General features: G+C 56.7%; 19 protein-coding genes and 1 riboswitch. Of the genes, 5 read left to right on the top strand and 14 right to left on the bottom strand.

All coding sequences use genetic code 11. The features are described from left to right. Window positions 1–16: 16 nt before the first annotated feature. The 5 genes from O77CONTIG1_RS22960 to O77CONTIG1_RS22940 all read right to left on the bottom strand — a co-directional run bounded on the left by O77CONTIG1_RS22960 (window position 17) and on the right by O77CONTIG1_RS22940 (window position 4,593). A complete protein-coding gene (locus O77CONTIG1_RS22960) occupies window positions 17–262 on the bottom strand; it encodes a hypothetical protein (RefSeq protein WP_068515670.1) in 246 nt (81 codons plus the stop codon). Between the two features lie 250 nt (window positions 263–512). Next, entirely contained in the window at window positions 513–1,238 is a 726-nt protein-coding gene (locus O77CONTIG1_RS22955) for a hypothetical protein (protein ID WP_197673280.1), read from the bottom strand. 187 nt (window positions 1,239–1,425) lie between these two features. After that, window positions 1,426–2,247 (bottom strand): DUF1350 family protein, encoded by an 822-nt coding sequence (locus O77CONTIG1_RS22950; protein ID WP_068515667.1) that lies wholly within the window; start codon window positions 2,245–2,247, stop codon window positions 1,426–1,428. A 175-nt stretch (window positions 2,248–2,422) separates the two neighbouring features. Beyond that, window positions 2,423–3,061, bottom strand: coding sequence for a HupE/UreJ family protein (locus O77CONTIG1_RS22945; RefSeq protein WP_084783088.1), 639 nt, complete (start codon window positions 3,059–3,061; stop codon window positions 2,423–2,425). 95 nt (window positions 3,062–3,156) lie between these two features. Then, a riboswitch (cobalamin riboswitch) is annotated at window positions 3,157–3,293 on the bottom strand. A 181-nt stretch (window positions 3,294–3,474) separates the two neighbouring features. Next, window positions 3,475–4,593 (bottom strand): Gfo/Idh/MocA family protein, encoded by a 1,119-nt coding sequence (locus O77CONTIG1_RS22940; RefSeq protein WP_068516906.1) that lies wholly within the window; start codon window positions 4,591–4,593, stop codon window positions 3,475–3,477. A gap of 263 nt (window positions 4,594–4,856) precedes the next feature. On the opposite strand from O77CONTIG1_RS22940, the gene O77CONTIG1_RS22935 reads away from it, so the two are divergent. Further along, on the top strand, window positions 4,857–5,795 hold the full coding sequence (locus O77CONTIG1_RS22935) for a vitamin K epoxide reductase family protein (RefSeq protein WP_068515661.1): 939 nt from the start codon (window positions 4,857–4,859) through the stop codon (window positions 5,793–5,795). 179 nt (window positions 5,796–5,974) lie between these two features. On the opposite strand, the gene O77CONTIG1_RS22930 is transcribed toward O77CONTIG1_RS22935, so the two are convergent. Then, window positions 5,975–8,821, bottom strand: a complete 2,847-nt coding sequence (locus O77CONTIG1_RS22930) for a cation-translocating P-type ATPase (RefSeq protein ID WP_068515657.1) — start codon at window positions 8,819–8,821, stop codon at window positions 5,975–5,977. A 382-nt stretch (window positions 8,822–9,203) separates the two neighbouring features. Next, window positions 9,204–9,686 (bottom strand): hypothetical protein, encoded by a 483-nt coding sequence (locus tag O77CONTIG1_RS25075; RefSeq protein ID WP_156435616.1) that lies wholly within the window; start codon window positions 9,684–9,686, stop codon window positions 9,204–9,206. An 83-nt stretch (window positions 9,687–9,769) separates the two neighbouring features. Between O77CONTIG1_RS25075 and O77CONTIG1_RS22920 the strand changes: the two genes are divergently transcribed. Beyond that, window positions 9,770–10,645, top strand: coding sequence for an SDR family oxidoreductase (locus O77CONTIG1_RS22920; protein ID WP_068516905.1), 876 nt, complete (start codon window positions 9,770–9,772; stop codon window positions 10,643–10,645). Between the two features lie 35 nt (window positions 10,646–10,680). On the opposite strand, the gene O77CONTIG1_RS22915 is transcribed toward O77CONTIG1_RS22920, so the two are convergent. From O77CONTIG1_RS22915 to O77CONTIG1_RS22900, 4 genes are all read right to left on the bottom strand, one after another. Beyond that, a complete protein-coding gene (locus O77CONTIG1_RS22915; RefSeq protein WP_156435613.1) occupies window positions 10,681–11,253 on the bottom strand; it encodes an alpha amylase C-terminal domain-containing protein in 573 nt (190 codons plus the stop codon). After that, window positions 11,163–12,206 carry an alpha-amylase family glycosyl hydrolase gene (locus tag O77CONTIG1_RS22910; protein ID WP_172799745.1) on the bottom strand — a complete coding sequence of 348 codons (1,044 nt, stop codon included), beginning with the start codon at window positions 12,204–12,206 and terminating at the stop codon, window positions 11,163–11,165. Before O77CONTIG1_RS22910 ends, O77CONTIG1_RS22915 begins: the two co-directional genes overlap by 91 nt. A 383-nt stretch (window positions 12,207–12,589) precedes the next feature. Further along, window positions 12,590–12,793, bottom strand: a complete 204-nt coding sequence (locus tag O77CONTIG1_RS22905) for a hypothetical protein (RefSeq protein WP_068515646.1) — start codon at window positions 12,791–12,793, stop codon at window positions 12,590–12,592. A gap of 317 nt (window positions 12,794–13,110) precedes the next feature. Then, window positions 13,111–14,256 (bottom strand): ABC transporter permease, encoded by a 1,146-nt coding sequence (locus O77CONTIG1_RS22900; RefSeq protein WP_068515644.1) that lies wholly within the window; start codon window positions 14,254–14,256, stop codon window positions 13,111–13,113. Between the two features lie 385 nt (window positions 14,257–14,641). Here O77CONTIG1_RS22900 and O77CONTIG1_RS22895 point away from each other — a divergent pair, with 385 nt between their 5' ends. Together O77CONTIG1_RS22895 and O77CONTIG1_RS22890 are read left to right on the top strand one after the other, a co-directional pair. Continuing rightward, window positions 14,642–15,652, top strand: coding sequence for a fatty acid desaturase family protein (locus O77CONTIG1_RS22895; protein ID WP_225894649.1), 1,011 nt, complete (start codon window positions 14,642–14,644; stop codon window positions 15,650–15,652). Window positions 15,653–15,683: 31 nt separating this feature from the next. Then, complete coding sequence (locus O77CONTIG1_RS22890; RefSeq protein WP_068515641.1) at window positions 15,684–16,727, top strand: alpha/beta fold hydrolase; 1,044 nt, start codon at window positions 15,684–15,686, stop codon at window positions 16,725–16,727. Between the two features lie 15 nt (window positions 16,728–16,742). On the opposite strand, the gene O77CONTIG1_RS22885 is transcribed toward O77CONTIG1_RS22890, so the two are convergent. The 3 genes from O77CONTIG1_RS22885 to O77CONTIG1_RS22875 form a co-directional block, all read right to left on the bottom strand. After that, a complete protein-coding gene (locus O77CONTIG1_RS22885) occupies window positions 16,743–17,558 on the bottom strand; it encodes an SDR family NAD(P)-dependent oxidoreductase (protein ID WP_068515638.1) in 816 nt (271 codons plus the stop codon). Between the two features lie 1,097 nt (window positions 17,559–18,655). Continuing rightward, window positions 18,656–20,527: an ATP-dependent zinc metalloprotease FtsH gene (gene ftsH4, locus O77CONTIG1_RS22880; RefSeq protein WP_068515634.1), complete on the bottom strand. Its 1,872-nt coding sequence runs from the start codon at window positions 20,525–20,527 to the stop codon at window positions 18,656–18,658. A 278-nt stretch (window positions 20,528–20,805) separates the two neighbouring features. After that, window positions 20,806–21,003, bottom strand: coding sequence for a DUF2949 domain-containing protein (locus O77CONTIG1_RS22875; protein ID WP_084782933.1), 198 nt, complete (start codon window positions 21,001–21,003; stop codon window positions 20,806–20,808). A 587-nt stretch (window positions 21,004–21,590) separates the two neighbouring features. On the opposite strand from O77CONTIG1_RS22875, the gene O77CONTIG1_RS22870 reads away from it, so the two are divergent. Beyond that, entirely contained in the window at window positions 21,591–22,637 is a 1,047-nt protein-coding gene (locus O77CONTIG1_RS22870) for an AI-2E family transporter (RefSeq protein ID WP_068515630.1), read from the top strand. Window positions 22,638–22,642 lie beyond the last annotated feature (5 nt).

Here is a 22,642-nt window from a genome sequence, read left to right as displayed (position 1 = left end):
TGCGACTTAGCGAAAGCTATTCGTCCTCAAACGGATCGCCCTCGTCTAGGCTGCGGGCACTGGAAGCGCGATCGCCCGGTAGTACCAGCGCCGCGCCCAGCATCCCTGCGGACGCGCTAAACCCCAGCAGCAGCCCGATGGGAATCGGCACCGTCCTGCCAGTTAAAAAGCGAAGTTCGACAGGGGTCGCGTTTTGCACCGACAGCAGGGCGATCGCACTCACCCATAGCGCCACAATGGAGGAAACCAGGATGTTTAGCATGGCGGCAGGCTAACAAAAGAAACAAAAGACTAGAGAACCGAAGAGCTGGCAATCCAAAATCCAAAATCGGCCTCGTGCTACGTCAAAATTAGACCTTAGGTTAGTAGTCAGTGCTTTAGCGCTGAAGCGCTAACTACAAGCTTTTGTAAGACTGGATAAGGAAGAAGATACAGAAGGTAGTCAGTGCTTTAGCGCTGAAGCGCTAACTACAAGCCAAGACATAACCCTAAAACTAAACCGTGACACTGCACTAGGGTGAGGCCGACGTGCAAGATTCGTTGAGGCAGATGACCAGCACCGACTGAATCGTAGCGTCTTCTCGAAACTGCTTTGTTTCGTTATATTCCGAGGTAGTCGAGGGATAAATGCCCGCTGTTTCGCTGCTGCCATTGCCCGTGCCAAAGGACAGGTTGGTGGCGGGATGCTGGGCAAACCGGACGTATTCCCGCGATTCGTTTTGCGTGTTGTAAGACAGCGTGGCATCGCCGTAAATCTGCTCTGCCTGGGCGATCGCCGTGCCAGGGCCAACGCCGCGATCGGTGCGGTAGCTGGGGTTATCGGTCAGCACACCCTGCACCACGTCATTATCCCCAAAGCTCTCCCCCGCCAGATACAGCACATAAAACTGTGGCTTGCCGTTCTGGGACACGGCGATCGCGTCGAAATCGACAATAAAGGGCGATCGCACTTCAAACGTAGCGTCGGGCAGCGCTTGCTTTAGTTCGCCCAGCGTCATACCCAGTTTTGCCGGGCCAATGCCCTCGGCAGAAATCACAAATAGCGACGGATCGGTTGTTTCTGGAGCAGAAGCCGTCGGGCTGGGCGCAGGAGGAGAAGGCGCAGGCGACCCTGGGCTAGCCGTTGGCGACGCGCTAGGAGAGGACGAAGGCGGCTGGGCATCGTTGCATCCAACCAGCCCCACCAGTCCGCCCAGCAGCAGGCTCCCCAGCAACAGTTGCGTTGTGGATTGTTTCATCAACCGACCCATTGCTTTCTCCTTCTGAATCCCACGCCAACTCCGTGACGACCTCAGCATAGCGCTTGTGCCAGAGCGTCGGCTCCCGGTTGTGGCAGAAGACGCAATCACCGGACACAGATTGCTACACCTGTTTTAGCAGGTTGTCCTGATTTTGCCCTGACTTTGCCTGATCTGGCGGTACGGGCTATCTGGGCAAATTGAAGGCGGCAACCGGATTCAACCATCGCGTGATGGTGCGCTTGAGCTGAATGAAATCTCGGTTTAGCCCTTGCTGCATAAACTGTCCGAGGGCATCCAGCGGCGTAAAGGTTGGGCCGGGCTGCCATTTCAAATCTTGACCCATCGGCGTTAGGTGGTTGCCGCCCAGCGTGTGCAGCGTGGTCATGTCTGGAAAACGGCGGTTGAGAACCTCCGAGAGCGATCGCGTCTGGTCGATATCATCCATCGCAAAGCGAATCAGCAGATTGCGCCGCACCTGATAATGCCGCTCGATCAGCGTGTAGGTTTCGGCGGGCGATGGCGTGAATTCCACATTCAGCAGCGGCGCAAACTGCGGCGGAATCTGGGAGAAAAACTGGGTCGAAAACTGCGACACCTGATCCAGAAAAGGAATCGATCGCCGCGCTGGATAATTATTAAACGACAGGAAAATATTGCCCGCTCGCTCTTGCGACGAGCGGCTGCCGATCAGCAGATGCAGCTTGCAGCCCATGCTGTGGCCCACGCCATAGAGCGGCACATAGCTGCGACGAAACACGCGCTCTAGCAAATATTCCTCAGCCCGGAGGAATGACCGCAATACTTGGCGGGCGATCGCCTCATGGTCAAACGTGTTGATAAAGGGCGTGGCAACAACGGCATAGCCCTGCTCTGCTAGGTGCTCTAGCAGCGAGCGATAGGTGACCTGCGGAGCCGCCGCCACAAACGCCCCGCCCAAAAAATGAATCATCGCTGTCGGGCTTTCTGGCACCACCAGCCAATTTCCGCCCAGTTCTCGCCATTCCATAGGTAAAGAAGGGTGAAGCCACTTCTCATGGTAGACGATGCGGCGGGGAGGTGATGGGGTGTTGGAGTGTTGGAGTGTTGGAGCGCTGTTGGTATTGATGACGGAATGAGGGTGTGCTGCTCATCTCCTCATCCCATCATCTCCTCATCCCCGTTACCCCATCACCCCGCCCAACTCAGATCGCCTGTAGCAAAAACACCAGCCCCACGCCTGCGATCGCCAGTCCGGGTAGAGCCAGCGTTTTGGCGCGTTCGGTGGTGCGGCGCAGCAGGCGATCGCCCAGCCACCACACTCCAAAGGCGATCGCCGCCTGAATCAGCGTGAAACCTAGTAGATAGGCGGTCAGGGGCGACGGCGTTGCCCCGACAATGGATTCACCGTAGGCATAGCCGTGGAATAAGCCTGCCAAAATTCCAAAGGCGATCGCCCCGCCCAGTGGCAGCGTCTTCCGCAGCCCCAGCAGCAGCCCGATGATCAGCACCGACCCCGCGATGGCAATTTCAACGGCGGGCAAATCGACTAGATTCAGGTGCAGGGTCGTGCCGCCCAGCGCTGCCAGCAAAAAGCTAAGGGGAAACAGCAGTCCCCAGCCCTGCTTTGCCGCCAGTAGCCCAATCGCCACCACAAACGCAAAGTGATCCAGTCCAATCACAGGATGGGCCAAGCCAGACAAAAACCCTTCTAAAAAGGTTTTGGGCGTTTCGCCCCCGGTTGCATGGTGGGCCAGGGCTGGTTCTGCACAGAGGGCCATCCCTGCCAGCAAGAGTAGTGCGCCGCTGCGCCAGCCTGCGCTAGTTCTGGCTGCCGAGACCATTTGCTGATTGTGCCATCTGGGCGATTTTGGGAATTTTTGGGTTTTGGTGATGCTTGCCTTCATGTCTGTACCTCGCAGAGTTTAGATTGGCAAAATTTGCGAAATAGCGCATCGGCGGGCATCCTGACTGGTCGGGCGGGGTGTCTTGCCCAACTTCACAGTTGCGGGACAGCGGCAGACTTGCACTGCACTTTCCCCAATTGGCGCGATCGCCAATCTCCAAAGGCTGTTCCCCTTTGAGAGCCGATGAGCGACTGGAATCATAGCACCGTTTGCAGGAGCAAACGCGCAGAGTCACAAATGTTCAAGGAACTGGGCGCTTGCAGCCATCCAAAATCGCGAATCCAAAAATCGCGAATCCAAAAATTACTAATCCAAAATCGCCAATCTAACACCAATCCAAAATCTCAAATTCAGTCGGCAACCGAAACGATTGCCCCCTGTTGGGTCATCGACTGGGAGAGCGCTTCGAGAACCGCTACCAACTCGACACCAACTTCGCCCGACGACAGGCTGGAGGGGCGATCGCCCCGCACACAGTCCAGAAAATGTTCGCAGGCGCGGCGCAGGGGTTCTTCGCGGGAAAGGGCGATCGCCTGTCGTGCTTGATCCGTTGGGAAAAAGGTTCCGTTTTGCTGTGCCAGCGTCCCTGCTTGCAGCACCAGCGAATCGGTCGCCATTTCGTCAAAAATCAGTGAGGCGCGATCGCCCACCACACTCAGCCGCCGCTGTCGCTCAGGATTGAGCCAGCAAACCTGGATCGTTGCCTGAAAGCCGCTGGGATACATCAGCCGCGCCCACACCAGATCAGCCAGCCCAGTGGATGTGACATTGGTCGCGGTATTGTCTAGGGTTGCAGCATCGTCCAATGCGATCGCCCTGGCTGGCGACATTCCCGACGTGGGCTGCAACCAGACCGTGCCCCAGGCCTGCACCTGCGCCGGACGCTCCCCCAGCCAGTAGTTAAAAATTGCGATGTCGTGGATCGCCAGATCCCACAGCACATCGACATCCGAGCGCACTGGGCCGAGGTGCGTCCGGCTGCTGCTGCCATAGCGCAACTGCCCAAGCTGCCCTTGCTGAACGAGCGATCGCCCTGCTTGCACAGCTGGGTGAAACAAATAGGTGTGATCTACCACTAGCCGTCGCCCCTGCTCCGCTGCCAGTTGGCACAGTTCCCGCCCCTCGGCGGCGCAGAGCGTCAGCGGCTTTTCTACGAATCCGTGTAGCTCCCGATTTAGCGCAGTTCGTAGGAGTGCTGCATGGGTGCTGGCGGGTGTGGCGATCGCCACGGCATCAACACCTTCTAGGTCGAGCGCCGCTGCCCAATCTGTCGAGGCGACCACGGCGGGCGTGCGATGCTCTAACCCAAACTTAGCCACTGCAATGTGCAGACGAGTGGCATTGGGATCGGCGATCGCCACCACGCGCACCCCCGGCAGCGCCAAAAAATTTCGCAGCAAGTGCATTCCCCATCGCCCCAGCCCTAAAATCACAATGCCGACCAACGATGAATCTTGCGCTACGCCCATGCTGCTCTCGTTAGTTCTGATTTTCGCAACTGGCTCAGGCACTAGCCTGCCGGTCTCTTTTCCGCCCATTTGGCCCCTACTTCGCCAATTTAGCCCCTCACTTTGCAAACTTGCAGCCCCACACCCGTCTTGTGCCAATGTTGCGGAGCGATAACCCTGACCAACCCACTTTTTTCGGCTTTGAGCCACAATAGGGAAGTCGGGATGAGCCGACGGGCTGTATCCTAATGAAGTCTATTGCTGAGTTGACAAGAGTAGGTGCTATGAGCCGCCGTCGTCAAACCCCCTGGCTGCATCGTCAGTCTCGCAAGATTATCGGAGCGATCGCCCTGCTGGGTGCGCTAAACACTGCCTACCTCACCGCAACTCGGCTGTTTGGTGGAGAGGCGGCCTGCCCCACCAGCGGCTGCCAGCAGGTGCTTTCCAGTCCCTATGCCACGCTGTTTGGGCTTCCCCTGGCGCTGTTTGGGCTGCTGGCCTACCTGGGTATGGCTGCGTTTGCCTTTGCGCCGCTGCTGGTCAATGCTGACCAAAACAAAACCCTGCGACACAGCCTGGATAACATGACCTGGCTGCTGCTGTTTGCAGGTTCAACGGCCATGCTGGTGTTCAGCGGCTACCTGATGTACATCATGTTTTCCGAGTTTGTAGCGCCCTACGGTGCAGCGGGCATCTGCGTCTATTGCATCGCGTCGGCGCTGTTTGCGCTAGCCATGTTTGTGCTGACGCTGCTTGGGCGGGCGTGGGAAGACGTGGGCCAGCTTATTTTTACCGGAATTTTGGTTGGTGTAGTGGTGCTGGTGGGGTCCCTCGCCTGGCACAACATTATTAGAGCGCCAGCCAGTGAAGTGGTGGATGGCCCTTCGGTTCCGCCTGTAACCACCGTTTCGGGGCCAGCAGAGGTCGAACTCGCCCGCCACCTGAAGCGCATTGGCGCGAAGATGTTTGGCGCTTACTGGTGCCCACATTGCCACGATCAGAAGCAACTCTTTGGTCAGCCTGCCGCGGCTGAGATTCCTTATATCGAATGTGCGCCAGACGGAGCGAATTCCCAGACTGCCTTGTGCCGCGCTACGCCGCAGGTCACAGGCTACCCCACCTGGGAAATCAACGGCCAGTTTTATTCTGGCACCCAAACGCTAGAGCAACTGGCGCAGGCCTCTGGCTATCAAGGCCCGACCAATTTCCAGAATTTGCGGTAATGCCCATCAATAGGGTGAAGAGTTGAGTGCAAGGAGCTGTCTGGCTTTAGTCTGCTGGGCAGCCTTTTATTGTGAGGAGTTGTTTGACAGCAACACGCAACGACTAATATCTATTGTGATATCTATTGAATCCATAGCGCGGTTTGCGAGAATTGAGGTGAAGCAAGCGGCCCAGATTTTTAATCTCCAAATCCTAGCCCTTTGCCCCGCCAGCGAGACAGCAGTTTTTCTAGTTCAATCCAAACAAAGAGCAGCAGGCTGAATCCGAGACAAATCAGCAGTTCCAGGGGACTGAGGATTTGGGTGCCAAAGAAGTTTCGCAGCGGCTCAATGTAGATTAGCGCTAGTTGCAGCAGGCTGGTAAAGACGACGGAGGTGAGGACGTAGGGATTGGAGAAGGGGTTGAGTTCTAGGGTTAGGCGGGTGTTGGATCGAATAGCCAGGGCATGACCCATCTGGGCCAGGCACAGGGTGGTGAAGACCATTGTCTTCCAGCGATTGGGGTCGCCGGGAGTGGTTTGGGCGAGGTGATAGCCGACGACCATTTGGGCGATCGCAATGATCGACAGCACTACGCCGATGCGGATCATATAGGTGCCCAGCCCTCGTGCAAAGATGCTCTCTTTGGGATCGTGGGGTGGGCGACTCATGACGTTGGGTTCCGCAGGTTCTACTGCCAGCGCCAGCGCAGGCAGCCCGTCGGTGACCAGGTTCATCCAGAGGATTTGCAACGGCGTGAGGGGCACGCCGCCAAAGGCAAACAGCGGTGATGCGGCGATGGTAATCACTTCGCCGATATTGGACCCCAGGATGTATTTGATAAAGCGGCGAATGTTGGTGTAGACGACCCGCCCCTCTTCGACTGCCGAGACGATGGTGGCAAAGTTGTCGTCTAGCAGCACCATGTCGCTGGCTTCTTTGCTGACATCGGTGCCCGTGATGCCCATCGCAATGCCGATATCGGCCCGCTTCAGCGCGGGGGCATCGTTCACGCCATCGCCTGTCATGGCGACGATGTGGTGGCGGCGCTGGAGCGCCTGCACGATTTTCAGCTTGTGTTCTGGGGCGACACGGGCATAGACGCTGACCCGCTCGACATGGGTTTCCAGTTCCTCTGGGGTGCAGTGTTCTAGGTCTGGCCCGGTTAGCACTTCGTCGCCGGGCTGGGCAATGCCCAGGTCTTCGGCGATCGCCCGTGCAGTAAGCTGGTGGTCGCCCGTAATCATGACAGGCCGAATCCCCGCAGAGCGGCAGCGGGCCACGGCATCTCGTGCTTCAGGGCGGGGTGCATCCAGCATGTCTACCAGCCCCAGCCAGATTAGCCCTTGCTCGGTTTCTTCGGCGCTGTCTTCGGCGGGCAGCGCCTCCAGCGGACGGCAGGCAAACCCCAGCACCCGCAGTCCCTTGCTGGCCAGGTGATCATTTTGCTGCAAGATTTGCTGACGGCGATCGCCGCTGAGTGGCGCCACCGTGCCCTTGACATATACAGACTGGCACCGCTCTAGCACCAGTTCGGGAGAACCTTTGCAGAACAGAATAAGAGATGAAGAATGGAAGACAGACGGGGCGAGGGGATCTGCGACTATGCCACTGCCTTGAGGTTTGACTATCACGCTCATGCGTTTGCGCTCGGAGGTGAAGGGAAACTCGCCCAGGCGCGTCCAGATGTGGGTCAGGTGGTGGCGGTCGAGTCCAGCTTTGGTGGCGGCCACCAGCAGTGCGCCCTCGGTGGGGTCGCCCAGGATGCACCAGTCGCCGTTTTCTTTTTGCAAGGCCGCATCGTTGCAGAGAATGCAGGCGGTTAGCAGGGCGATCGCCTCCGGGTGTTTCTGCACATCAATCGACTGTCCGTTCAGCAAAAACTCACCCTCTGGCGTGTAGGCGTGGCCCGTTACGCTGAGCGAACAGGAATGCTGGTGAATCCCCTGCACCACCATCTTGTTTTGGGTCAGGGTGCCTGTTTTGTCGGAGCAGATTGTGGTGACAGAGCCGAGGGTTTCTACGGCGGGCAGTTTGCGGATCAGGGCATGGCGGCGCACCATCCGCTGGGTTCCCAGGGCCAGCGTCACGGTGATCACGGCGGGCAACCCCTCCGGCACCACGGCCACTGCCATGCTCAGCGACACCTCCACCAGTTCCCGCAGCTTGCCCCATCCGGCCACCAGCAGCCCCAGGACGACGACCACTGCCACCAGCGACAGGGAACCCGTAACCAACGCCTGACTCAGCTGATCCATCCGCTGCTGCAAGGGCGTTGGCTCTGCCTCGACGGATTGCAGCAGAGTAGCGATTTTGCCGAGTTCGGTGCCCATACCCGTCTGAGTGACGATGGCCACGCCACGCCCCTGCACAACCTCGGTGCCCTGATACACGCAATTGAGGCGATCGCCCAGGGGCGTATCATCCGACAGGTCTGCGGCAACCCGCTTGCTAACGGCCTGCGCTTCGCCCGTCAGCGCCGCCTCTCGCACTTGCAGGCTGGCTTCCTCCAGCAAACGACCGTCCGCCGCCACCTGCCCCCCTGCCTCCAGCAGCATGATATCCCCCGGCACCAGTTCCCCAGCGTTTACCTCCTGTACGCGCCCATCGCGCAACACGCGCACTCGTGGCGAGGCCATATTTTTCAGCGCGGCCAGCGCTTTTTCGGCACGGCTCTCCTGCACATAGCCCAGCAAGCCATTCAGAAACACGATCGCTAAAATCGCCACGGTGTCTTTGAACGGAATATCGTTGGACTTGACTCGTCCTGCCTGCATGTCCATCAAGTCCATCACGCCGGAAATGATTGCCACTGCAATCAGCATGATCAGCATGATGTTTTTGAACTGATCTAGCAAGATTGCCCAGTTGCTCCGGCCACCGGTGTCTTCCAGTTCGTTTGGGCCAAATTGGCGCTGGCGTTTGGCGACTTGCTCCGACGTGAGGCCCAACTGGCGATCGCTCTGCAACTGCTCCAACACCTTTTCAGCAGACAGCAGATGCCAGCGGGTAGCAGGAGAGACAGAGCCAGGGTCAGAAATAGTCATTTAGGTTTAGAGTGTGAGAAAACCGAGCTTTGAAGGCAGGTTAAACGCTGCGAACCAGCCTCGAATGGTACTGCGACCTGCCAGCCAATCCGTTATGGATTTTAGGCAGAGATTTCAGGCAAAGATTTCAGGCAAAGATTTCAGGCAAAGATTTTAGAAATTGAACACCGCTCGCAGCCTTTGTGCAAGCGGTGTATCAACATCCAGGGTAGGTCTCTGGAGCGGGAATTGAGTATGGGAAAGGCGTTAAGTTTTCAAACGAAAAGGATGCCAAAAATCAAGTTTTGCTACGCAGTCGAAACCTTCCAGACGGAATCTAGATAGAACGTCATCAGGAATGCCTCAAAGCAGCTTCCCGGCGCAAGTTAGAGAATAGAGCGGGTTAAGGAACAGAGCGGGGCGATCGCCCTCCCGTGGAAAGATATAGCAGCGCTTCGTAGGCCCAGTGGTCGGGCGGCACGTCAGAAAATGGCAGCGCAGGACGCTGGGTGTCGATTTGCCCAATCGAGCCTTGCCCAGGCGAATCTTGGGCATCGCTTGCCAAAGCAGGTGCAAGAGGCAGCGGTTCCGGTGATGGAACCTGCGAACCAGCCATCTCTGAAGACGCTGGGCTAGGCTCAATCTGAGCAGGAAACGGAACGGACGGTTGGCGCTCTTGGGCCTGGGCAAGCGGGACAAAACAAACCCATGCGGCTAGGCTAGAGGCGATTGATATACCTGCCCAAGCTACCGCAGTAGCAAGACGGAAGCGACTTGGAAATGGGCGATCGCCAGCAAACGAGTTCACAGCAGCTTGCTCTACCACTTGATCTACCACTTGATCTACCACTTGATTTACCAACTGATTTACCATCGGCTTCATCATACGCTGTCCTTTCTGTCTCAATTTCGGACACGGAATCCTCTTAATCGTATCTTGTCCAATTTATGACTGTGGGATCTATCGCGATGTCAACGCCTCCCAAAACCCTCCTCATCACGGGTATCAGCGGCTTTTTGGGATGGCATGTCTACCAGGCGACCCGCGCCAGTTGGATCGTCTACGGCACCTACCAAACCCGACCCGTGTCCTTTGCCGATGCAAACACGCTGGCGCTAGACCTAACAGACTTTGCTGCCCTCCAGCAGGCATTTCAAGAGATTCGCCCGGATGCCGTGATCCACACCGCCGCCCTGTCTCAGCCCAACGCCTGTCAGACCCAGCCCGAACGATCCCGCCAGATTAACGTCCTCACCAGCCTAAACCTGGCCGGCCTCTGCGCCGATGCGGGCATTCCCTTTGCCTTCACCTCCACCGATCTGGTGTTCGACGGACATCACGCGCCCTATCGCGAAGCCGATCCGGTCTGCCCCCTGAGTCTCTACGGGGAACAAAAGGCAGAAGCCGAAGCCGGAATCCTGAGCCGCTATCCAGATGCCGCCGTTTGTCGGATGCCGCTGATGTTTGGCGCTGCGCCCACGGCCCCTAGCTTCTTGCAGCTGTTTTTGCAGAAGCTGCGCGAGGGTGAGGCGCTGCGATTGTTTACTGACGAGTTTCGCACGCCCATCAGCGGCCGCGACGCAGCAAAGGGACTGCTGCTGGCGCTTGAGAAAGTGCAGGGCTTGGTTCACTTGGGCGGGCGCGAGCGGCTGTCCCGCTATGAATTTGGGCTACGGATGGCAGAGGCGTTTGACCTTTCCCCTGACTCGATCAGCCCGTGCAAGCAGGCGGATGTGCCCATGCCCGCCCCCCGTCCGCCAGACGTGTCGATGGACAGTAGCTACGCCTTTGGCCTGGGCTATGGGCCGGGGAGCGTACTGGAGGAGTTGCGGGCGTTGGCCTAGAGTAGCTCTATCATTCCATCACTTGATTTACTCGATTACTCCGTCACTCGAATTGCGGCGGCGCTCATGCCGGATAGGGTAAAGGTCGCCTGGCCGTTGGGCTGGACGGTGATGGGCGTGGCGCAGGTGGCGGGGTTGGACGCACTGGGCTGGAGCAGGTCGCAATAGCGGCCGGGGGGCAGACTGGTTTGAAAGGTGTGGGTGAGGGGTTGGGATTCGCGGTTAATCACCACAAAGGCGCGATCGCCCCGCCCAAAGGCAATCTGGTTCTGCCCGTTGCTCCACCAGTTCACGAGGGGCGCATCGCCGGCCGCGTTTCGAAGCTGCACCATTTGCACGATGGGCGATCGCCGATGTTCACAGATCCAGCCATCGGTGCAGGTTGGGGAGTCGGGGCTGAGGGGCGATCGCGTGTTCCCCTTGGCATCGGCGGGGGGCCCTTGGTCGCCATCTGAAAAGTCGTAGCTCGACATCACTAGCGGCTTGCCGTAGGGATGGGCCAACATGAACACATTCGCTAGGTCGTAGAGCGGGCCGTCCTTGTAGGTGAGGTAGTTGCCGCCGCCCCCATGACCCCGCTGCTTGTCGTGGTTGTCGATAAAGACCACGGCCTTTTCGCTAGGGACGAATCCCCCAGCCCTCGCCCCAATGTTTCTAGCTGCGCCAGGGTTTGCCCGTCGAGTCCGGCAAACTTTTCGCTCACCACTCGTCCATATTCAAACTCGAACACATCGCCGGAGGCGTAGTATTCGCCCTTTTTCACGGCTTCGGTGCCGGGGTCGATCACTTCCTGATAAATGAAGAGATCAGCCAGGGTCTTGCCCGCTTTCTGTTCTGCCAAGACCTGCTCAAGCTGGTTCAGAATGCCATCCAGGTCGCGGGCATTGATATGTTTAGCAGCGTCGATCCGAAAGCCGTCGATGCCCAGGCTGACCAAATCGGCGAGGTATCCTGCAAGCCGCCGCTGCACGTCGGGCGTGCTGGTTTTCAAATCAGCCAACCCCACCAGTTCGCAGCCTGTCACCTCATTGTGGTTCTGGTAGCTCTCGATGTTGCGGCGACAGTCGTTGAAGTCCTGCGGCTGGTAGATGCCAGGATACTCGTATTTGGTGAACGATGACCCAGCGCTGCCCACGCCCTGCTCGACCCCGGCCATATGGTTGATCACCGCATCGGCGTAGACCTTGACCCCGGCCGCATGGCAGCGGCGAATCATGGAGGCAAGCTGAGCGCGATCGCCACTGCGACTCTCCAGCCGATAGCTGACGGGCTGATAGCGCTGCCACCAAGGAAAGCCCCGTTCGGGTAAGACGACGTGTTCTTGGGGCGGCGAAATTTGCACGGCGGCGTAGCCGTTGGGGCCCAAAACCGTTTTGCATTCCTGGGCAATATCGTCCCAGCGCCATTCAAATAGATGCACCATTGCTGCCTGGGAGGGGCGTGACCTGATCATCTCTGCATCTTCGACCGCAGCGGCTCGGCCAGCAGGGCGGGCGCAACCCGTCATTAACAGCGCAGTCAGCGCGAGTAGAGAGGCACCAAGGGTAAGCGGATGTCGCATTTTGAAATGAGCGTGTGTAAAACAAACGAATTTAGTAAAAAGATCTGGATGCTTGATGGATGCGCCCTCAGAATGCCCAAAAAACGGGCATTTTCCCCGCAGTAAGAATTTCGGCAAGAATTTCGGTAAAAATTCCGGCAAAAATTTCAGCCTCATGTTCGATCTGCCTTACCCCTTCCCATTTTGTCCTGCTGGCTGAGGGATTGTCTGTTGCACGGCTTCGGTTGGGGGCTTGCTCAGAAAGCAGAGAAAAGCCACACGCTGGCGGGCGGCGGCCTGAGGCTGGATAGTGCTGAATGCTGAATATCGATTGCTGGATATTTTGCTGGATATTTGCAGATGCGGGGAGCGGCGCTGGATCTCAGTGCCACTTGTATCCGCTGCTACATCCAAATGTTTTTAAGGCTCTGGCTATGCTGAATCAGCCGCTCGGTGGTCCATTCTTCGCAGCTGCTTTTGGGCTGGGCGGTGTGCGGCTTGATCGCCTCCATCGATAGACCTTGAGATAAGTTTTGTCCTAAATTGAGCAGTTGCTCTGCGGTTGGCAGAGTTGCACGGCGCTTGCGGCGAAATCCTCGAATTGTCATCGTAAACCTTCCTCTGTGGCAGCACCCTTGGCGGCACTTTTGGTGGCACTTTTGGTGGCACTTTTAATCAGTGAGAAGCAGCGGCGATCGCCCAAATTCCTCTCCCTAGCTTCTGAACCAAGGCTCGGAACAATGAGCAAGATCCACTAGGGCGATCGCTCAGGTTTGGGTCAAGGTGCCTCGAACTAAGCCTGTGCGCTGCGATTCCTTAACACTTCATTGTAAAGTGCGCTACAAAACATAGTGCCGATATTTTCAAAAGTATTAAGGATTACCAGCAGCAGGTGTTTCTCTGGGTGTTTCTCTAACTCCTGGGTTCAGCCATTGCTATCGCTGCTATTGCGCGGGTCGAGGGCATCGCGCAGCCCGTCGCCCAGCAGGTTAAACGCCAGCACCGTCAGCACGATGAGAAATGCCGGGGCCCACACCAGCCAAGGTTGCAGCACCAAAATCGACGCATTGCTGGCCAAAGACAGCATATTTCCCCAGGAGGGGTCGGGCTGCTGAATACCGAGTCCCAGATAGCTCAGTACGGCTTCTGCGAGGATAAAGCTGGGAATTGCCAGGGTGGCCGTAATAATCACATAGGTCGCAGTCTGCGGCAGGACGTGGCGCAGGATGATGTAGAGCGATCGCCCGCCCATCGCCCGCGCCGCCTGCACAAAGGCGCGTTCTTTAATTGACAAGACCTGCCCGCGAATCACCCGTGCCAGCCCAGCCCAGCTTACAAACGAGGTAATCAGCGTAATCAGCAGAAACCGCTGGGCATTGGTCAATCCTGGCGGCAGCACCCCGGCTAGGGTAATCAGCAGGTAAATGCCGGGGATTGTCATCAACACTTCGGCAAAGCGCATCAGGATGGAATCTGTCCAGCCGCCAAAGTAGCCAGAGATGCCGCCAATCAGCAGCCCCAGCGGGAAGGAAATGAGAATCCCCACCAGCCCAATCGACAGGCTAATGCGGCTGCCGTGGATGAGCCGACTGAGTTGGTCGCGGGCTGCTTCGTCAGTGCCCAGCAGGTTCAGCCGACCGGGGCCAACCGTGCCAAACAGGTGGCGATCGCCCGGAATTCCCGGCGAAATTTCCACTTCCTGAAACTGCGGGTTGGTCAGCGAAAACCGCGTCGGCAGCGGCAGCTTCAGGTTGAGGAATCGGTAGGGGTCGCCTTTGACAAATAACCGAATTGGCGACGGCTGGCTAAAGTCGCGCGAAAGCTGGCGATCGCCCGTCTCTAGATCTACCGCGCCCTGGGTGGTGGGATAGACGTGGGGCCCAAGGAATTGACCCTGGGGCGATCGCCAAAACACCTGCGTCGGCGGCAGCAGCGACCCATCCACCTGCGACACATAGGGATCATACGGCGCAAAAAACTCTGCTCCAATCGCCACCAGATACAGCAACAGCAGCACCAACGCCCCATAGCGGGCCAGCGAGTTTCTCTTGAGCTTTTGCCACCAATTCATGCGTTTCGCCCTCTGGACAGCCTTTGAATCCCCATGATATAGCAGGCGCGGAAGGGTTAGGGGTGGGGGACTTAGGATTGGTTTTTGCCAAGGCTGCTGGCTTGAGCTAGCTTAATTCGCAAACTTGTTACAACAAGTCGTGAAGAGATGCTATATTTAATACTGACTTGTTATGACAAGCTGGGGGATGACCAATCGAGGGGATCACCAATCCGAGGGATAACCAGTTCAGTTTGCCTCTAGACGTTATCTTCAGATAAAGAATTTCAAAAAATTCCAAAGAGTTTTATTGACTTGTTTATCGAAGAATCTAAAAAGAATTTAAAAAAGAGTCTCAGAAAAGAAATCTAAGTATTGTTCATCTGAGCCATTCATGCAGCCATTCATGCAAAAGGCAGGGATCATGGGGTCTTCACAGGAGACATTGGAATTGGGATTGGAATTGGGAAAAGTTGAGGGGGCGATCGCCCCTTCCCGCGAGGTTGTGTCAAATGCCCGACAGGTCTTGTCTACCGAAGAACTCGCCACGCTGAACCAGCGCTCGACGTGGCAAGGGCTGTGGCAATTGGGCAAGCATCTGGCGGTGATGGCAGTCAGCGGCACACTCTGGGCGACGCAAATGCAAACCCCCTGGATAGCGCTGCCCGCGCTGGTGGTCTACGGCTTCAGTCTGGCGTCGATGTTTGCAGCGATGCACGAATCGGTTCACCGCACGGCCTTTGCCAGCAATCGGCTCAACGATTTCGTCGGCTGGTTGGCTGGGCTGCTGTCGTTTTACAACGGCACGTTCTATCGCCGCTATCACAAGTGGCACCACCGCTACACGCAAATTCCTGGCAAAGACCCCGAACTCAGCGACCCCAAGCCGCAAACCCGGCGCGACTATTGGCTAGAACTGAGCGCGATTCCCTGGTGGATTGGCAAATTGAAAACGCACCTGAAAATTGCCGCCGGAAAGGTGCAGGACTATCCCTTTTTGCCAGAGAGCGCCTATGCTGACGTGATTCGCTCGACGCGGGTACAGTTGGGTGTATACGCAGGGGCGATCGCCCTCTCCATTTTGTTTGGACATCCCGCCGCCTTTTTCCTTTACTGGGCGCTACCCCTAGCGGTGGGTCAGCCGCTTCTCCGTGCCATTTTGCTGGCAGAACACACCGGCTGCACGAACGACGACAACCCGTTTACCAACACGCGAACAACACTGACCACGTTCCCCATTAAGCTCCTGATGTGGAACATGCCCTTTCACGCAGAGCATCATCTCTATCCCTCGATTCCGTTTCATTCGCTACCTGCTGCCTATGAACGCCTGTCGGAACGCTGGAGATACGTTGAGAAGGGCTACATTCGAGTCAACCAAAACATTGTCGCAGATCTAAAAACTGCTGCTGAATAGCTAAATCAGTGACCCGATTGGGGATTCCGCTATGAACGCTGCTGCGAACGGTGATGCACAAACCTTTGTGCTAAGAGATTACACGCTTCAGTGTGGCGCAACGCTGCCGGAAGCAAAGGTTGTATATCAAACTTATGGAACGCTGGCGGGCGATCGCAGTAATGTCATTCTCTACCCTACGTCCTACGGCGCACAGCATTCTGATATTGAGTGGCTGATTGGGGGCGATCGCATTCTCGATCCAGAGCGCTGGTTCATCATCATCCCCAATATGTTTGGCAATGGGCTATCCAGCTCGCCCAGCAACGACCCCCATTGCAAGCTTAGCGAGTCGGGCTTCTGGTTTACCCATTGGGACAACGTGCGGGCGCAGGAGCAATTGCTGCGAGAGGTGTTCGGCGTTGAAACGCTGGCGCTGGTTTATGGCTGGTCGATGGGGGCGCAGCAAGCCTATCACTGGGGGACGCTGTATCCGGAGCGGGTGCGGCGAATTGTGGCACTCTGCGGCACGGCCCGCACGACCGAACACAACCAGATTTTCTTGCACAGCCTGCGGGCCGCGCTGACGGCCGATCCGGTCTGGACGGGCGATCGCTTCGAGGGCATTCCCGATCGCGGCTTTCGTGCCTTTGCCCGCATCTATGCCAGTTGGGCCGCGTCGCAAGCCTTTTACCGCGAAAGGCTGTATCGCCCGCTGGGCTACGACTCGTTGGAAGATTACCTACTGCGCGGCTGGGAGGCGGGCTATCGCAAGCGCGACCCGCACAATTTGCTAAGCATGATTGACACCTGGCTGCGCTGCGACGTGGGCGACAATCCGGTCTATCAGGGCGATTATGAGAGGGCGCTGGGTGCGATTCGGGCGAAAACCTGGGTGATGCCCGCCACCACCGACCTGTACTTCACGCCGGAAGACTGCGAAGCCGAGGCGCGACTGATTCCGAATGCAGAATTCCGCCCGATTCCCTCAATTTGGGGACATCGGGCAGGAAATCCGTATCAGAATCCGGCAGACGAGGCGTTTATCCGTCAGGCAGTGGCAGACGCGCTAGCAGATGCGCTGACAGATGGCTGATGCCAGCGGAAGCCGCTATCCGCGCATCATCCGCAGCTTGCCAAACTCCCCGCGAGTTTGGGGCAGCGGCGCGGCCCATTGCAGCACTTTTTCCATCAGCCACGGTGCAAATCGCTGTCCCCAAAGGGCGAGATGGCTCTGCCAGCCGACGAGAATCTCGCTGCTGCCCCGCGATAGTCCGCGAGTGAGTGCCTGAGCGACCTGCTCTGGGGTCATGGGCAAAATCCAGCGAAACCAGCGGAGATTTCGCACCATGTCGGTATCAGTCAGGGATGGCAGCAGAGACACGACCCGGACATTGTGCCCCGCTAGCTCACCCCGCAGCGCCTGCGTAAAGCCGAGAATGGCGAACTTGGTGGCGGAATAGGTCGCCATCGTGGGCGCGGCTAACTTACCCATCAGGCTAGATACGTTAACGATCGTGCCTTCGCGCTGGGCCACCATACGGCGGGCAATCAGGCGCGTAATGGTGTACATGCCGACTAGGTTGATGGCGATCTCTTCCTGCACCTGGGGCAGGCGCGATTGCAGGAATGGGGCCTGATGCGCCACACCTGCACAGTTTACCAGGCAGTGAATCGGGCCGTGGTCGCGCCAGGCTTTGGCCACGGCGATGCTGACTTCCGCTGGCTGGCTGAGATCGAGCGGCAGGGCGATCGCCTCTACGCCCAGTTCTTGCAATTCGTCGGCTAGTTCGGCCAACCGCTGGCGATCGCGGGCCACCAACAGCAGCCGTTTTGCGCCCTGACGGGCAAATTCCAGGGCGATCGCCCGTCCAATGCCGCGAGAGGCCCCGGTAATTAGAGCAGTCTTTCCGTAAATCGTCGTCATGACAAAGCCTCCAGTCTTGAAGACTCGCCGCCGAGCAAACGCCACCCATCGCGCCGGGTCTGCTTGCGGCGAGAGAGTGATCCAAATCGATTTAGTCAGGAGTCTGAAACTAAGAAGTGGTCTTGCTAAATTGAGCGATCAGGTAAAGCAGTCAATCCTGAATGTCCTGGAATGAAGTTCAGGTGAATGGCGCGGCCACGCCCAAAGCTCGCAGATTTCACAAAGTTCGCAAAGAATAGTTCAGGAATTTGCCAGAGAAACCGGGAGAGATGGTCAAACGACCTGAACATCGTTGATCGATTTTAGAATCGCTCTGGATACGCGAGACAGACCGTAAACCGGATGAAAATCGGATACTACTGAATCAATTATTCGAGTCCAGCGGTGAAGAGAAATGCCCGTCTCATCAATCCAGCAGAGAACGCGATGACGCGGCTGCAAAGCATTGATGAGAGCATTGCCCTGCAAAGCTGATGACTCAGCCATAGTCATGACGTTCCAAAGCATACGCACAGAGTTTGTCAAGAAAAATTACATACAGCCTAGTCGATTCTGAGAACCGGACGAAGATGGATTCATGCCAGTTCCAGCACTTTCCTGATCCTTCAGCAGAAATGATGGGACGAATCTCGAACCAACTCTAGACAGATGGGATTGATCGAGCGATGCAAATTTATCGAGAACGGAAAAGTATCAACATTTGGAATAGCGCTATCCATCAGTTGATATGCACACGTTAGCAGCGGGATCAAGCAACTGCAACATTTATTAGTGAAAATCGCAATCTTTACATTTTTGAAATACTAGCGCTCAGGAAGGGCGATCGCCCCTCATTGCTGCTGAGATGCCGATGGCTCGACTTCTTCTTCAGCGCACCGCTGCAACGGGTGTCCCTTAATTTCTGAGAATAGGCCAGGTTGGGGTTCGCTTCCTGATGGTCAATCGTTAAAGTTTGTAGTCGCAGAAATTTTTGATGGGCTGTTCTCCCCCAAACAAAAAATGAGTCACAAATAATCAGCCACAAAAAGCGCACCCGGTTTCCCAGATGCGCCTGAATGAGCCTGAATGAATTTAGGTGGTTGGTTGCGGTTGAAAAATTAGGCGATCGCCCCTTCTGGCGCTTTGACCTGGCTTAGCAAGTCTCTCAGCGTTTCGCCTTCGATCACCTCCGTTTCTAGCAGCTTCGTGGCAATGGTTTCCAACAGATCTCGGTTGTGCTGGAGGATGTCAAGCGCCTTTTGGTGAGCTGTTTCGACGATATCCTTCACTTCTTTATCGATAGCTTCGGCGGTTTGTTCGCTGACCATGCGGCGGGGGTTCATGTCGCCGCCCAGGAAGCTGTTTTGCTGGCCCTGCTGATAGGCCAGCGGGCCCAGCACCTTGCTCATGCCGTAGGTCGTCACCATGCGTTCCGCCAGGTCGGTGGCCCGCTGGAGGTCGTTCGCCGCGCCTGTGGTGATGCTGCCAAAGATGATTTCTTCGGCAGAGCGGCCGCCTAACAGCGTGGCGATCTGCCCCGACAGTTCGGTTTCGCTCAGCAAGAAGCGGTCTTCCGTCGGCAGTTGCAGCGTATAGCCCAGCGCCGCCATGCCGCGCGGCACGATGGAGATTTTTTCCACTTTGTTGCTGCCGGGCATGACTGCACCCACCAGCGCGTGGCCAACTTCGTGGTATGCCACAATCTTCTTTTCCTGATCATTGAGGACGCGGCTCTTTTTCTCCAGACCTGCCACCACGCGCTCGATCGCTTCAGCAATGTCTTCCTGGGCGACGGCTTCGCGGCCGTTGCGGGCGGCTAGCAGCGCGGCTTCGTTAATCAGGTTGGCCAGGTCGGCTCCGGCAAATCCGGGTGTGCGAGTGGCGATCGCCTTCAAATCCACATCCGGCCCCAGCTTCACGTCCTTGGCGTGAACCTCCAGGATGGCCAGCCGCCCTTGCAAATCTGGGCGATCGACCAGCACCTGACGGTCAAACCGGCCGGGTCGCAGCAGCGCCGGGTCGAGGGTTTCGGGACGATTTGTGGCTGCCAGCACAATCACCGTCTGATCGCCCGCATTAAAACCGTCCATTTCGGTGAGCAGTTGATTCAACGTCTGCTCACGCTCGTCGTTGCCGCCGTAGAAGCCGCCCGTGGCGCGAGATTTACCAATCGCGTCTAGTTCGTCGATAAAGATGATGCAGGGAGCTTGCTTCTTTGCCTGCTCGAATAGGTCGCGCACGCGGGAGGAACCCACGCCGACGAAGAGTTCAACAAACTCCGACCCGGAGATGCTAAAGAAGGGCACACTCGCTTCGCCTGCCACCGCTTTGGCCAGCAGCGTTTTTCCGGTTCCCGGCGGGCCAACCAGCAGCACACCCTTGGGAATGCGTGCGCCGATTTGAGTAAACTTGCGGGGATTTTTCAGGAATTCGACAATTTCCTGTAGCTCGGTTTTGGCTTCTTCCACCCCTGCCACGTCGGCAAAGGTGACTTTATTGTCGTCGCCTTCTACGTAAATCTTGGCGCGGCTTTTACCAATGGAAAGTACACCACCCTGTCCGCCGCCCGCACCCCGCGACAGGAAAAATTGCCAAATGGCAACAAAGATCAGCGGCGGGATCACCCAGCCCAAAATGTTGGACAGCCAGCCATTGCGCGGCGGCGGAATGGCAGCAAACTCGACGCCATTTTCTTCTAGCAGCGACGGCAACTTCAGGTCAAAAATAGGCGTGGTCGCCAGAACTTGTCCCTCTTCGGCGGGGGGAATGGGCTTGAGCTGGTAGCGGATTTGCTCTTGGCTGATGTAGGCGCGGGCGACTTCGCCTTCGCTCACCTGATGAATGAACAAACTGTAGGGAACCTGGGGAATCTTGGGCCCTAGCAGACCTGGCAGAAAAATGTTTGCCAGTAAGAAGAGGCTCGACACCAGCAGCAGAACGTTACCGATGAGGCGCGATCGCGGGGGTTTGGGCTGGTCTTTAATCGGCATTTGAAAATGCTCCTTATTGACGGACAGAACAGGCAAAACAGACAGAAAGCTCGAAGTGCAATAAGTTAAGCGCAATCAACCAAGCGCAATACGTTCAAGGCACTTAGTTCAAGGCACCTAGCAGACTGGGCGAGTAGTACAAAAAATCTGCCACCTCTTTATTCTAAAGGTTTATGAAGAATCTGAGAGCTAGAAATAAGAAGGGGGCACACCTGAATGTGCCCCCAAAATGGCGAAATATCCGAACTTGCCAGACATAACTCGTTAAACCTACGCGGCTAAGCGGTTTCTAGCCAGTCGAAAATGCGATCGAGCTGTTCCAACGTAATTAGTCCATATTGCCACAAAACCATCGGTAGCAGGTTCGAGTCTTGCTCTGGCTGTTTGAGGGCGATCGCAATTGACTCTGTTGGAATGGAGAGTTCTTCCCGCAGAAACTCGATGAGCCTGGCTTGAGTCGTGGATTCATTCGTCATAGTATTCGCCATATTATTTGCCATTTAGGGGGTGTGACACAAAGAAAAGTAGTCTTTTTGTTAACTTTTGCAACAATCTTTCAGGATTGATGTTGAAGATTATAGCGATAATCTCACCTTGCGTCCCCACCAAAAGGATTACTTCACTTAACTTTGTCGATATTTCATGGGGCGGATTCTCGTTGCTGGGACTATCCAGGCATTCTCAGATTGTGGCGGGTTGTAGCGGATAGGCTGCCTCAAAAATGAGAATTGCCCCGACGCTGGTTCAGGAATCGCTGTGAAGCGCCTCTGTTGGGTGACGAGTGTGTGGCTCATCCGGCTCAACAATGCTGTAAAACACGTTGGATGATTGATGCAATGAATTTGTCAGGATACGCACTGGTTCACACAAGGAGGAACCGAGCCACTCTCCAAGGCCCCCTGATTTCTGGCAAAGTGGCGCGTGCGTATGGGGATCTAGGGATGGTTGGATCGTGTAAGCCCTGTCTGTCGTAAATCCACAATCAATCGTAAATCCGCAATCAATACTGAAATCAACGTTGAAATCAATACTGAGCAATGGTGCTTGAGGACTGCCCAGCCTTATGAAATGGATTGATAATCTGCCTCGGTGGGTAACCTGGGGACTGGCGCTGCCGCTGGTCGTACTAAACGGCTGGGCGCTGCTGGTGGTGATGGACTATTTTCGGCAGCTTCTAACGGTTTTTGTGGGGGCAAACCTGCTGGCGTTTGTGCTGAGCTATGCGGTGCGGTGGCTCCAGCGGCGCGGCCTATCGCGCGATCGCGCAATTTTGCTGGTGCTGCTGGCGACCCTGTTTCTGCTACTGGTGTTGGCGGTCACGCTGATTCCGATTCTCCTTGACCAAATTAATGGGCTGGTCACCAAACTGCCTGCCTGGATCGAGTCGGGCAACCAGCAGTTTCAGGATATGCAGCGCTGGGCAGCAGCGCGACGGCTCCCGGTAGATCTGCTCGATTTTGTGGCACGGCTACAGGAGGCGCTGGTGTCCCAACTTCAGCCGCTCAGCAGTAGCGTGCTAGGACTGGGCATTGGACTGGCGGGCAGTGCGCTAGATTTTGTCATCACAATCGCCCTTACGTTTTATCTCTTGCTGCACGGCGAAACGCTGTGGGCGGGAGTCTTGCGTTGGTTGCCGGGTTCTCGCGGGCGACAACTGCGGCGATCGCTCCGCCAGAGTTTTCACAACTACTTCAGTGGGCAGGCGACGCTGGCGCTGGTCATGGGGCTGTCGATGATTACGGTCTTTTTGCTGCTGCAAGTACCGTTTGGGCTGCTGTTTGGGCTGGCGGTGGGGGTGATGACGCTGATCCCGCTGGGCGCACCGCTGAGCATTTGCCTAATCAGCTTTTTGGTGGGGTTGGGCAGCTTTTGGCTGGGGGTAAAGATGCTGGTGGTGGGGATTGTGGTCGATCAGTCCATCGAAAATGCGATCGCCCCCCGGCTCCTCGGCCGTTTTACAGGACTCAATCCTGCCTGGGTGATTGTGGCGCTGCTGATTGGGGCCAGGGTGGCGGGCGTGCTGGGAATTTTGATGGCCGTGCCCACCGCAGGGTTTGTGAAGTCGCTCCTGGAACTATCTCCTACTGGGGAAGGGAGCTTTATTGACTGAACGAT

The sequence above is a fragment of the Leptolyngbya sp. O-77 genome (genome assembly GCF_001548395.1).
Taxonomy (GTDB): Bacteria; Cyanobacteriota; Cyanobacteriia; order Elainellales; family Elainellaceae; genus Thermoleptolyngbya.
Note: the sequence above shows the minus strand (reverse complement) of the source record. Positions and strands in the feature narration are given on the sequence as shown.

Bases quoted from the DNA above. Each gene is read 5' to 3' on its own strand.
- O77CONTIG1_RS22960 (WP_068515670.1), bottom strand. From the start codon at position 262: ATGCTAAACATCCTGGTTTCCTCCATTGTGGCGCTATGGGTGAGTGCG.
- O77CONTIG1_RS22955 (WP_197673280.1), bottom strand. From the start codon at position 1,238: ATGAAACAATCCACAACGCAACTGTTGCTGGGGAGCCTGCTGCTGGGC.
- O77CONTIG1_RS22950 (WP_068515667.1), bottom strand. From the start codon at position 2,247: ATGGAATGGCGAGAACTGGGCGGAAATTGGCTGGTGGTGCCAGAAAGC.
- O77CONTIG1_RS22945 (WP_084783088.1), bottom strand. From the start codon at position 3,061: ATGGTCTCGGCAGCCAGAACTAGCGCAGGCTGGCGCAGCGGCGCACTA.
- O77CONTIG1_RS22940 (WP_068516906.1), bottom strand. From the start codon at position 4,593: ATGGGCGTAGCGCAAGATTCATCGTTGGTCGGCATTGTGATTTTAGGG.
- O77CONTIG1_RS22935 (WP_068515661.1), top strand. From the start codon at position 4,857: ATGAGCCGCCGTCGTCAAACCCCCTGGCTGCATCGTCAGTCTCGCAAG.
- O77CONTIG1_RS22930 (WP_068515657.1), bottom strand. From the start codon at position 8,821: ATGACTATTTCTGACCCTGGCTCTGTCTCTCCTGCTACCCGCTGGCAT.
- O77CONTIG1_RS25075 (WP_156435616.1), bottom strand. From the start codon at position 9,686: ATGATGAAGCCGATGGTAAATCAGTTGGTAAATCAAGTGGTAGATCAA.
- O77CONTIG1_RS22920 (WP_068516905.1), top strand. From the start codon at position 9,770: ATGTCAACGCCTCCCAAAACCCTCCTCATCACGGGTATCAGCGGCTTT.
- O77CONTIG1_RS22910 (WP_172799745.1), bottom strand. From the start codon at position 12,206: ATGCGACATCCGCTTACCCTTGGTGCCTCTCTACTCGCGCTGACTGCG.
- O77CONTIG1_RS22905 (WP_068515646.1), bottom strand. From the start codon at position 12,793: ATGACAATTCGAGGATTTCGCCGCAAGCGCCGTGCAACTCTGCCAACC.
- O77CONTIG1_RS22900 (WP_068515644.1), bottom strand. From the start codon at position 14,256: ATGAATTGGTGGCAAAAGCTCAAGAGAAACTCGCTGGCCCGCTATGGG.
- O77CONTIG1_RS22895 (WP_225894649.1), top strand. From the start codon at position 14,642: ATGCAAAAGGCAGGGATCATGGGGTCTTCACAGGAGACATTGGAATTG.
- O77CONTIG1_RS22890 (WP_068515641.1), top strand. From the start codon at position 15,684: ATGAACGCTGCTGCGAACGGTGATGCACAAACCTTTGTGCTAAGAGAT.
- O77CONTIG1_RS22885 (WP_068515638.1), bottom strand. From the start codon at position 17,558: ATGACGACGATTTACGGAAAGACTGCTCTAATTACCGGGGCCTCTCGC.
- ftsH4 (WP_068515634.1), bottom strand. From the start codon at position 20,527: ATGCCGATTAAAGACCAGCCCAAACCCCCGCGATCGCGCCTCATCGGT.
- O77CONTIG1_RS22875 (WP_084782933.1), bottom strand. From the start codon at position 21,003: ATGACGAATGAATCCACGACTCAAGCCAGGCTCATCGAGTTTCTGCGG.
- O77CONTIG1_RS22870 (WP_068515630.1), top strand. From the start codon at position 21,591: ATGAAATGGATTGATAATCTGCCTCGGTGGGTAACCTGGGGACTGGCG.